At 73.4% G+C, this 9672-nt stretch carries 10 protein-coding genes and 1 pseudogene; 6 read left to right on the top strand and 5 right to left on the bottom strand.

What is annotated here, in order from left to right; all coding sequences use genetic code 11:
• Both ACOV8S_RS17905 and ACOV8S_RS17900 read right to left on the bottom strand, forming a co-directional pair.
• A pseudogene (locus ACOV8S_RS17905) lies at positions 1 to 606 on the bottom strand (hypothetical protein); the annotation flags it as partial.
• Positions 607 to 610: 4 nt separating this feature from the next.
• A complete protein-coding gene (locus ACOV8S_RS17900) occupies positions 611 to 1924 on the bottom strand; it encodes a 3-oxoacyl-ACP reductase (RefSeq protein WP_448318772.1) in 1314 nt (437 codons plus the stop codon).
• Between the two features lie 162 nt (positions 1925 to 2086).
• Here ACOV8S_RS17900 and ACOV8S_RS17895 point away from each other — a divergent pair, with 162 nt between their 5' ends.
• Positions 2087 to 3406 (top strand): acetyl-CoA C-acetyltransferase, encoded by a 1320-nt coding sequence (locus ACOV8S_RS17895; protein ID WP_448318771.1) that lies wholly within the window; start codon positions 2087 to 2089, stop codon positions 3404 to 3406.
• 163 nt (positions 3407 to 3569) lie between these two features.
• On the opposite strand, the gene ACOV8S_RS17890 is transcribed toward ACOV8S_RS17895, so the two are convergent.
• Complete coding sequence (locus tag ACOV8S_RS17890) at positions 3570 to 3773, bottom strand: cold-shock protein (RefSeq protein ID WP_108954893.1); 204 nt, start codon at positions 3771 to 3773, stop codon at positions 3570 to 3572.
• A 352-nt stretch (positions 3774 to 4125) separates the two neighbouring features.
• Between ACOV8S_RS17890 and ACOV8S_RS17885 the strand changes: the two genes are divergently transcribed.
• The 5 genes from ACOV8S_RS17885 (at position 4126) to ACOV8S_RS17865 (ending at position 8223) form a co-directional block, all read left to right on the top strand.
• Positions 4126 to 4974, top strand: coding sequence for a menaquinone biosynthetic enzyme MqnA/MqnD family protein (locus ACOV8S_RS17885; RefSeq protein WP_448318770.1), 849 nt, complete (start codon positions 4126 to 4128; stop codon positions 4972 to 4974).
• An 85-nt stretch (positions 4975 to 5059) separates the two neighbouring features.
• Positions 5060 to 5485 carry a DUF4259 domain-containing protein gene (locus ACOV8S_RS17880; RefSeq protein WP_448318769.1) on the top strand — a complete coding sequence of 142 codons (426 nt, stop codon included), beginning with the start codon at positions 5060 to 5062 and terminating at the stop codon, positions 5483 to 5485.
• 46 nt (positions 5486 to 5531) lie between these two features.
• A complete protein-coding gene (locus tag ACOV8S_RS17875; RefSeq protein ID WP_448318768.1) occupies positions 5532 to 6275 on the top strand; it encodes a prepilin peptidase in 744 nt (247 codons plus the stop codon).
• A gap of 102 nt (positions 6276 to 6377) precedes the next feature.
• Entirely contained in the window at positions 6378 to 7580 is a 1203-nt protein-coding gene (gene mqnC / locus ACOV8S_RS17870) for a cyclic dehypoxanthinyl futalosine synthase (RefSeq protein WP_448318767.1), read from the top strand.
• Positions 7581 to 7590: 10 nt separating this feature from the next.
• On the top strand, positions 7591 to 8223 hold the full coding sequence (locus ACOV8S_RS17865) for a hypothetical protein (protein WP_448318766.1): 633 nt from the start codon (positions 7591 to 7593) through the stop codon (positions 8221 to 8223).
• 17 nt (positions 8224 to 8240) lie between these two features.
• On the opposite strand, the gene ACOV8S_RS17860 is transcribed toward ACOV8S_RS17865, so the two are convergent.
• The gene (locus ACOV8S_RS17860) at positions 8241 to 9119 is read right to left on the bottom strand and encodes a DUF3152 domain-containing protein (protein ID WP_448318765.1); all 879 of its coding nucleotides are present in this window, start codon (positions 9117 to 9119) and stop codon (positions 8241 to 8243) included.
• On the bottom strand, positions 9112 to 9672 hold a 561-nt coding region (locus tag ACOV8S_RS17855), incomplete at its 5' end, for a hypothetical protein (RefSeq protein WP_448318764.1). The genes ACOV8S_RS17855 and ACOV8S_RS17860, both read right to left, overlap by 8 nt.

Genomic DNA, 9672 nt, shown 5'->3' with positions numbered 1-9672 from the left:
TTCCTCAGGCTCGGCGACGCCCTCCCGCCCCGACGGGTGGTCCCCCTCCTCGCGGACCTCCGCGGGCGGGGCGACCCGGTGCCGCGCCAGGTACGTGCTGCGCGACTCCCACACCAGCTCGCCGTCCGCCCGCGCCTCGGTGACGACCGTCGCCTCCGTGCCCCGGCGGTGCGGCGCCAGCCCCGCCACGTGCACGGCGATCTCGTACGCCCGGTCCGCCGGCATCGAGGCCCGCCGCGTGACCTCGATCGACGTGTGCACCAGCCCCAGCACCGGCAACGGGAAGGCCCGCTCGCTCATCAGCCGCATCGTGGGCGCGAACCCCAGCACGTGCGGGTACGTCACCGGCAGCGTGCCGTCCGCGTCGAACCCGCAGATCCGCTCGTACGCGGCGAGCCGCCCCGCGTCCGCGCGCACGGCGGGCAGCACCAGCCGGGTGCGGGGGAACGGCGCGTCCGGCCGCGGCCGCTTGGTGGGGGAGAGCAGCGCGCCACGGGCCAGCAGCGGCGCCAGTGCCGGCGCCCGGGTCAGCACCACGTTCCGCGACTCCTCCGGCGCGGCCCCGGCCCCGGACTCGGACTCGGACCCCGGTATCCCCTCGGTCATCGACTCACGCTCCCAGCATGCTCTGGCCGCAGACCCGGACCACCTGGCCGTTGACGCCCCCGGAAGCGGGGTTCGCGAACCAGGCGTGGGTCTCCGCGACGTCCACCGGCAGGCCGCCCTGGACCAGCGAGTTCATCCGCCGCCCGGCCTCCCGGATCATCAGCGGGACCGCCGCCGTCATCCTGGTCTCGATGAAACCGGGCGCCACCGCGTTGACCGTGACTCCGTGCTCGGCCAGCGCCCGTGGCGCCAGCGCGCGGACCAGGCCGACGATGCCGGCCTTGCTGGCCGCGTAGTTGGTCTGCCCGGAGTTGCCGGCGATGCCCGCGATGGAGGCGGTGGCGGTGATCCGGCCGCCGCGCGGGATCAGCCCCTGCGCCAGCAGCGTGTCCGTGGTGTGCAGCACGCTCGCCAGGTTGACGTCGAGGACCGAGGCCCAGCGATCGGCCGGCATGTTGACCAGGCGGCGGTCGCGGGTGATGCCCGCGTTGTGGACCAGCACGTCCAGGCGGCCGTCCGGCAGCACCGCGGCGATCCGGTCGGCGGCGTCGGCGGCGGTGATGTCCAGCCCCAGAGCCGTCCCGCCCAGTCGCTCGGCGAGGGCGCGGGCCTCCTCCTCGGCCTGCGGGACGTCCAGCACGACCACATGGGCGCCGTCCCGCACCAGGGTCTGCGCGACGGACGCGCCGATGCCCCGCGCGGCCCCGGTGACCAGCGCGGTCCGGCCGGCCAGGGGACGGTCCCAGTCCTCGGGGACGGCCGGCTCGGCCGCGTCGACCTCGATCACCTGGCCGTCCACGAACGCCGACTTCGGCGAGAGCAGGAAGCGCAGCGTGGACTCGGCGGAGGCGGCGTCGGTGAGGCGGACCAGGTTGACGGTTCTGCCCCGGCCGATCTCCTTGCCGAGGGAGCGGACGAAGCCCTCCAGGCCCTGCTGGACCGCCGACTGGTGGTGGTCGGCCGGATCGAGCGGGGCGCCGAGGACGACCACCCGGCCGGAGCCGGCGATCGCGCGGACCACGGGGTGCAGCGCGGCGTGCACCTGCGCCAGTGCCTCCACGGTGCGCACGCCGGTGGCGTCGACCACCACCGCGGCGGGCCGCTCGACGCCCCCGGTGCGCACGTCCAGCCCGGTGTGGGCGAGGACCGGCGCCAGGTCGACGGCCGGCTTCCCGGCCGTCAGGTGGAGCACGGGGCCGTCCAGCGAGGGCTGCTCGGCCGACCACCGGCGCAACGGGGCGGGCTGCGGCAGGCCCAGCCGCTTGGTGAGGAAGCGGCCGGGCGCGGTCCGGGTGAAGCTCTGATAGCGGTCGGCCATGTGGGGGCTCCCAGGCATGTGCTGTACGGACGGGGTGGGCTTACTCTGAAGTAAGGTTACCGATGGTAAGGCCCTGCGTGCCGGGCCGACGGGCCGGGCAGGACCAGTGGTAGGCCGCCGATGCTAGGGCGGCGCGAGGAACAAGGTAAGGAGCAGGCCGAGATGAGCGATTCCCTGCAGCCCCCGGCGACCCGCCGCGTCGCCGTCGTCGGCGGCACGCGCATTCCCTTCGCCCGCTCCGACGGCCCCTACGCCACCGCCTCCAACCAGGAGATGCTCACCGCCGCGCTCGACGGGCTGGCCGAGCGGTACGGCCTGCGGGAGCCCGGCGCGGTCGGCGAGTTCGTGGCCGGCGCGGTCCTCAAGCACAGCCGTGACTTCAACCTGGCGCGCGAGACGGTGCTGGGCTCGGGGCTGGACCCGCGGACTCCCGCCTACGACATCCAGCAGGCCTGCGGCACCGGGCTCCAGGCGGTGATCGCGGTCGCCAACAAGATCATGCTGGGACAGCTGGAGTCCGGGGTGGCGGGCGGCGCCGACACCGCCAGCGACGCGCCGCTCGCCCTGAACGACCGGCTCCGCCGGATCCTCCTGGAGGCCCGCAGGGCGAAGTCCGCGGGCGCGCGTCTCAAGGCGCTGTCCAAGGTGCGCCCGTCCCACCTGGTGCCCGACATCCCGCGCAACGCCGAGCCGCGCACCCACCTGTCGATGGGCGAGCACGCGGCGGTCACCGCCCGGGCCTGGGGCATCGGCCGCGAGGCGCAGGACGAACTGGCCGCGGCCAGCCACCGCAAGCTGGCCGCCGCCTACGAGCGCGGCTTCTTCCAGGACTTGGTGGTGCCCTTCAAGGGCCTGGAACGCGACCAGAACCTGCGGCCCGGCTCCACGGTGGAGAAGCTGGCCACGCTCAAGCCGGTCTTCGGCCTGGACGGTCCGAACCCGACGATGACGGCCGGCAACTCCACGCCGCTCACCGACGGCGCGGCCACCGTGCTGCTGGCGAGCGAGGAGTGGGCGCGGGCCCGCGGGCTGGAGCCGCTCGCCTACCTGACCGCCTACGAGACGGCGGCCGTGGACTTCGTGCACGGAGACGTCGCCGGTGGCGGCGGGGAAGGGGCCGACGGTGGCGCGGGCGGTGACGGCCTGCTGATGGCTCCCGCGTACGCGGTGCCGCGCATGCTGGAGCGCGCCGGGCTGGGCATCGAGGACTTCGACCTGGTCGAGATCCACGAGGCGTTCGCCTCGCAGGTGCTGGCCACGCTGGCCGCCTGGGAGAAGCAGGGCCTGGCCCCGGTGGACCGGGACCGGCTGAACGTCGCCGGCTCCTCGCTGGCCACCGGGCACCCCTTCGCCGCCACCGGCGCCCGGGTCGTCGCCACCCTGGCCAAGCTGCTCGCCGAGCGGGAGGGTCCGGCACGGGGCCTGATCTCCGTCTGCGCGGCCGGCGGTCAGGGCGTCACGGCGATCCTGGAGAAGGCCTGAGACACGCGTCGGGCGGGCGGTCCGCGTCGGACCGCCCGCCCGGGCGGAAAGGCAGGAGCCCTCGGACGCCGGTCATGACCGGCAGGGGGCTCCTTGGGTACTGCACTCGTTCCGGAATCAACTCAACCGGAGCAGAGCATCGGGCTCACTTCGAGCCGGAGGCTTACTGCGGGGTGACGTTCTCCGCCTGCGGGCCCTTCGGACCCTGGGTCACGTCGAAGGTCACCGCCTGGTTCTCCTCGAGCGAGCGGAAGCCGCTCGCGTTGATCGCGGAGTAGTGGACGAAGACGTCGGGGCCGCCGCCTTCCTGGGCAATGAAGCCAAAGCCCTTTTCGGCGTTGAACCACTTCACGGTTCCGGTAGCCATAAGCCCTCCTTGGGCCCAAAGGGTTGCCCTGCTCCAGAACCTGCAAGTGTCCGAAACAACTGCGAAGTCTGAAAACGACGAGAGCCCGCGGTCACATGCTCCGCAGGCTCTGTACTGCAAGGGAAACCAAACTGCAACTTGCTGCGAGCCTAGCACGCACGGGCCGGGAATCAAGAGAGGGCAAGATCACGTCACTCGTGTGCATAAAAAGCGCAGATCGGGGTTGACGGAGGGGTTCCGCCATGTGGGCGATCCGGAGGCGGACGGGTCGCTCGGCCGACGTGAGACGCAGGGGCGCGCGCGGGCGCACCCTGAACGCCGGGTTGCGCCGGACGGGGTCTAGTCTCGCGATGTGGACAATTCTCGCATCCGGCCGCGCGTCGGCCACATCCAGTTCCTGAACTGCCTGCCCCTCTACTGGGGGCTCGCGAGAACAGGCACGCTCCTCAACCTGGAGCTGACCAAGGACACCCCGGAGAAGCTCAGCGAGAAGCTGGTGGCCGGCGACCTCGACATCGGCCCGATCACCCTCGTCGAATTCCTGAAGCACGCCGACGAACTGGTCGCCTTTCCCGACATCGCGGTCGGCTGCGACGGCCCGGTGATGTCCTGCGTGATCGTCTCGCAGCTGCCGCTGGACCAGCTCGACGGCGCCCGGGTCGCCCTCGGTTCCACCTCGCGGACCTCCGTGCGGCTGGCGCAGCTGCTGCTGCAGGAGCGTTTCGGCGTCGCCCCCGAGTACTTCACCTGCCCGCCGGACCTGGGCGCGATGATGCTCGAGGCGGACGCCGCCGTGCTGATCGGCGACGCCGCGCTGCGGGCCAGCCTGCACGACGCGCCCCGGCTCGGGCTCGCGGTGCACGACCTCGGCACGCTGTGGAAGGAGTGGACGGGCCTCCCGTTCGTCTTCGCCGTCTGGGCCGCCCGCCGCGACTACCTGGAGCGCGAACCGGACCTCACCCGCCGTGTCCACGAGGCGTTCCTCGCCTCCCGCGACCTCTCCCTGGAGGAGGTCACCAAGGTCGCCGAACAGGCCGCCCGCTGGGAGGCCTTCGACGCAGAGCTCCTGGAGCGGTACTTCACCACCCTGGACTTCCGCTTCGGCCCGGAACAGCTGGGCGCGGTCACCGAGTTCGCCCGCCGCGTCGGCCCCACCACGGGCTTCCCGGCGGACGTGAAGGTGAACCTCCTGGAGGCGTAGGGCCGCGGGGTGCTGTCGGTGCCGGGTGCCAGCATGCGCGGCGTGCGGGAAACACCCGCACCTTCCGACCCCGGAGGGGCAACGCATGGGTACCTGGGACACCGGCCCGTTCGACAACGACACCGCGGCGGACTTCTGCGGCGACCTCGACGACGCGCCGCTCGGGGAGCGGGCGGGCATGGTGCGCGCGGCGCTCCTGCGAACGGCCGACACAGGCACCGGCGATCACGACGACGTGTGTTTCGGCGAGGTGGCGGTCGCGGCGGCAGCCCTGGTCGCGGCGCAGTGTCCGCGCGGTGAACCGGTCACCACCGCCTACGCCCCGGACGAACCGCTGCCCGACCTGACCGGCCTGCGCGGGCTCGCGGCGGAGGCGTTGGAGCGGGTGCTCACCGAGCCGTCCGAGCTGCTGGAACTCTGGGAGGGCAACCCGGCGTGGCTGTCCGGCGTGCGCCGGCTGCGGGACATCCTGCTGCCGGAACCGGTGGGCGAGCAGCTCACGTTCCAGTAGCGGCGATCGAGCGTGGGCGGCCCGGACTGCGGCCTAGGCTGGCCGGGTGACGACCGAGCTGTGGGCGGCGGTGATCGCGGCCGGGTGGGGAGCGGTGGCCGGAGGGCTGGCCGGGAGACCCGCCTACCGGCTGGCCGTGGTGCCGGGCGAGCCGTGGCGGGCGGCGTGCCCGGCCGGGCATCCGCTGCCCGGCTGGCTGGGCGCCGCCCGCTGCCGGAGCTGCCCCGGCCCGTACGGCGGCGGCCGCGTGGCCCTGCCCGTCGTCACCGCCCTCCTCTGCGCGGCCGTCGCGGCGGCCACCGGAGCGCGGCCGGAGCTGCTGGTGTGGCTGCTGCTGACGCCCGCCGGAGTGCTGCTGGCCGCCGTGGACGCCCGGGTGCACCGGCTGCCCGACGTGCTGACCCTGCCCTGCGCCGCCGCGGCCCTGGTCCTCCTCGGCGTCGCGGCCCTGCTGCCCGAGCACGGCGGCAGCTGGACGGGCGCGCTGCTCGGCGCGGCGGCCCTGGCCGGAGGACACCTGGTGCTGCACCTGGTCAGCCCGGCCGGGATGGGTTTCGGGGACGTCAAACTCACCCTCACCACCGGCGCCGTCCTCGGCTGGTACGGCTGGGGGGTGCTGCTGCTCGGGGCGTTCGCCGGGTTCCTGCTCGGCGGCCTGTACGGCCTGGGCCTGGTCGTCCTGCGCCGGGGCGGCCGCCGCACGGAGATGCCGTTCGGACCGTTCCTGCTGGCGGGCGCCTTCCTCGGCCTGCTGACCGGGGCCCACGCCGCCCTGGCCCAGGGCCTCTGACCGTCGGGCCGGACCGGTTGTCCACAGGCGAAGTCCGGTCCCTCGCACCCCTGGCGTAGGCTGATGCGGTCCGTCCAAACCCTTGACGAAAGGGACGCATCGGTGACCGAGAAGGCCGAACTTCAGTCTGTGCTGGACCGCGCCGCCGACGGTGGGCGGATCACCCCCGAGGAGGCGGTCGCCCTCCTGCGTGACGCGCCGTTGCACGCCCTCGGCCAGGCCGCCGACGCCGCCCGCCGCCGCACGTTCGCCGGTACCGAGCACATCGCGACGTACATCATCGAGCGCAACATCAACTACACCAACGTGTGCGTGACGGCGTGCAAGTTCTGCGCCTTCTACGCGGCCCCGAAGGACACCAAGAAGGGCTGGACGCGCGACCTCGACGACATCCTGCGCCGCTGCGCGGAGACGGTCGAACTCGGCGGCACCCAGATCATGTTCCAGGGCGGGCACCACCCCGACTACGGCGTCGAGTACTACGAGTCGCACTTCAAGGCCATCAAGGACGCCTTCCCGCAGCTGGTCATCCACAGCCTGGGCGCCTCCGAGGTCGACCACATGGCCCGGATCTCCGGCGTCTCCGTCGAGGAGGCCATCACGCGGATCCACCAGGCCGGTCTGGACTCCTTCGCCGGAGCCGGCGCCGAGCTGCTGCCCGCGCGGCCGCGCAAGGCGATCGCCCCGCTGAAGGAGAGCGGCGAGCGCTGGCTGGAGATCATGGAGACCGCGCACGGCCTCGGCGTGGAGTCGACCACGACCATGCTGATGGGCACCGGCGAGACCTACGCCGAGCGCATCGAGCACCTGCGGATGATCCGCGAGGTGCAGGACCGCACCGGCGGCTTCCGCGCCTTCATCCCGTACACGTACCAGCCGGAGAATAACCACCTCAAGGGCCGCACGCAGGCGACGCTCTTCGAGTACCTGCGGATGATCGCGGTCGCCCGGCTCTTCCTGGACAACGTGGTGCACATCCAGGGCTCCTGGCTGACCACCGGCAAGGAGGCCGGCCAGCTCTCCCTGCACTACGGCGCGGACGACCTGGGCTCGATCATGCTGGAGGAGAACGTGGTCTCCTCCGCGGGCGCCCGTCACCGCTCCAACCGTCAGGAGATCATCGACCTGATCCGTGCCGCGGACCGCGTCCCGGCGCAGCGGGCGACCACCTACGAGCACCTCGTCGTGCACGACGACCCGGCGAACGACCCGGGCGACGGCGACCGCGTGACCTCGCACATCTCCTCCACGGCGATCGACCGCGGCATCGCCCACCCGGAGCTCCAGATCGTCGACGCGCGCTGAGGCCGGGGCGTTGCTGACGATCCACCGGCCCTCGCTGGGCGTCCGACGCACGGTGGGCGGGCCGGTGGAGCCCGGCTGCGCGGTGCTCGTCGCGACGCCCCACGTGGTGGCGGCGGGCCCGTACGAGGAACTGCTGAGCGCCGACCACGCCCGGCTCTCCCGGGCCGAGGGCGACGACCCCGCGGGCGCGGCCGGGTGGACGCCCGAGGTCCGGGTCCGCGAGTGGGACGGCCTCCTGGAGCCCGGCCGGCACGAGCCGGACGGCCCCGCCCTGCTGGAGCGCGCCTACTGGCCCGACCCCCGCGAGGCGGACGAACTCGGCGCCGAGCCGCTCACCGGCGAGGCCTTCGCCGCGCTCCCGATGACTCCCACCCGGCTCCGCCAGAGCGCCCGGCGCGGCGTCCAGCGCCTGCTCGCGCGCGGCACCGTGATGGTGGAGGGCCCCTTCACCGACCCGGCGATCGCCACGATCGTCCAGCGCTCCGGCATGGGCGTGACCCGCCTCGGTGACCGCGCCGCGGAACTGCTGCCCCGCCTCCTCGAGGTCGCCCCGGTGCGCAACGCCGACTTCGTGCTCCGCGCCGCCGACGGGACCTGCCTCGCCACGGTCCTCGCCGGCCGCCTGGTCTTCCGCCGCCGCTGACTGTCGGCGGCTGACGGTCAGGGGGCTGTCGGTCCGGAAAGATAGGTTCCGTTCTCCTTGTAGGGCCAGGCGTTGGACACGCAGCCGGCCAGGCCCTTGATCTGCTGCATCATCACCGGCGCCTCCCGCCCGGGGCCGGGACAGCCCAGGTGGCCGTGGCCCAGCCAGTGCCCCACCTCGTGGTTGACGATCAGCGCCCGGTACTCGTCGGGCGGCCCGTCGAACTGGGGTGAACCCAGCTGCCAGCGGCGGAGGTTGACGGCGACGGTCTGGCCAGCGCGGCAGTTGACCTCGCCTCCGGTGTCCATCCCGTAGGCGGCGCACAGCCGGTCGGTGGTTTGCGGGGTGGCGATGCGGATCACCAGCGTGGCGCTGTTGTCGGCGACCTGACGGAACTGTGCCTGGCCGCCCTGGGCCCAGCCCCGTTCGTCGGCCAGGATCTCGGCTATCCGGCCGGCGGCCTGGTCGGGGTCGACGCCGCTGCCGTCCTCCACCTCCACCCGGTACGGGTACCCGCCGCCGGTCGTCGCGCCGGCCCGTGCGACGGTGAACGTGCCCGGACCGGATTCGGGGACGGTGGGCGATTCGGGTTCAGGCTCGGGCTCCTCGCTCGGCTCCGGGGCGGCGGTCGGCCGCGAGCTGGACCGCGTGGCCGACGGCGCGGAGGAGGGGGAGGTCCTCGGCTTCGCCGATGGCGAGGGCCGTGCGTCCGCGGACAGTCCGGAGAGGGATGCGAGTCCCGGTATCGCCGGCAGGCCGATCGCCGCCACGGTGGCCGCCCCTCCCAGGCACAGCACCAGGCAGGTGAGCAACACGGCACGACGCCGTCTGCGCCGGGCCCGGCGTAAGTGCGCGCGCCCAGGGGATCTGCGGCGCCCACGCGTTCCGTCACCCATCCGAACCGCCCTCCTCCGTGAAGAGGGGACTGCCCACCGCCTGCTGCAGCGCGGTCAGCAGGCGGGCGTCCCCCGCGGCGTCGGTGAGCTCCTCCACGGTCAGCGGCGCGTTCTTCCCTGCGTCGGTGTCCGGATGGATCGACAGTTCGACCTGCGATCCGGCGTGGGCGTGAACGAACGACACGCCGTACAGCGAGCCGTTGCCCATCGGTTCGTGGCGGAAGGCCCCGGTGGTTCCGTCGGGCAGTTCCGTGCGGGTGCACCGGGAGTGCTTCTCCGGAATGTCCGTGCACCTCGGTGGGTCCGCGTACCCGGGACGCACGGTGATCAGGAGCAGGAAGGCGTCCGTGCCCGCGGTGCCGGCTCCCCAGTACCGGTCGGCGCGGCCTGCCTCCGGCCGGACGACGCCCAGACGTCCGCCCAGAGCGGCGTTCAGGGCGGTGGCCGTCTTCTGCTGGAACAGCTCCAGCCGCGTGCGATCGGCGGCCGCCGTTGTGGCAGCCCGTGACGCGCCGGGCGAGGGGGAGCGTTCGAGCGGCGGGTAGGCGGGGGA

This window comes from Streptomyces sp. CO7 (assembly GCF_053474865.1).
This window is presented reverse-complemented; position numbering and strand designations above follow the sequence as displayed.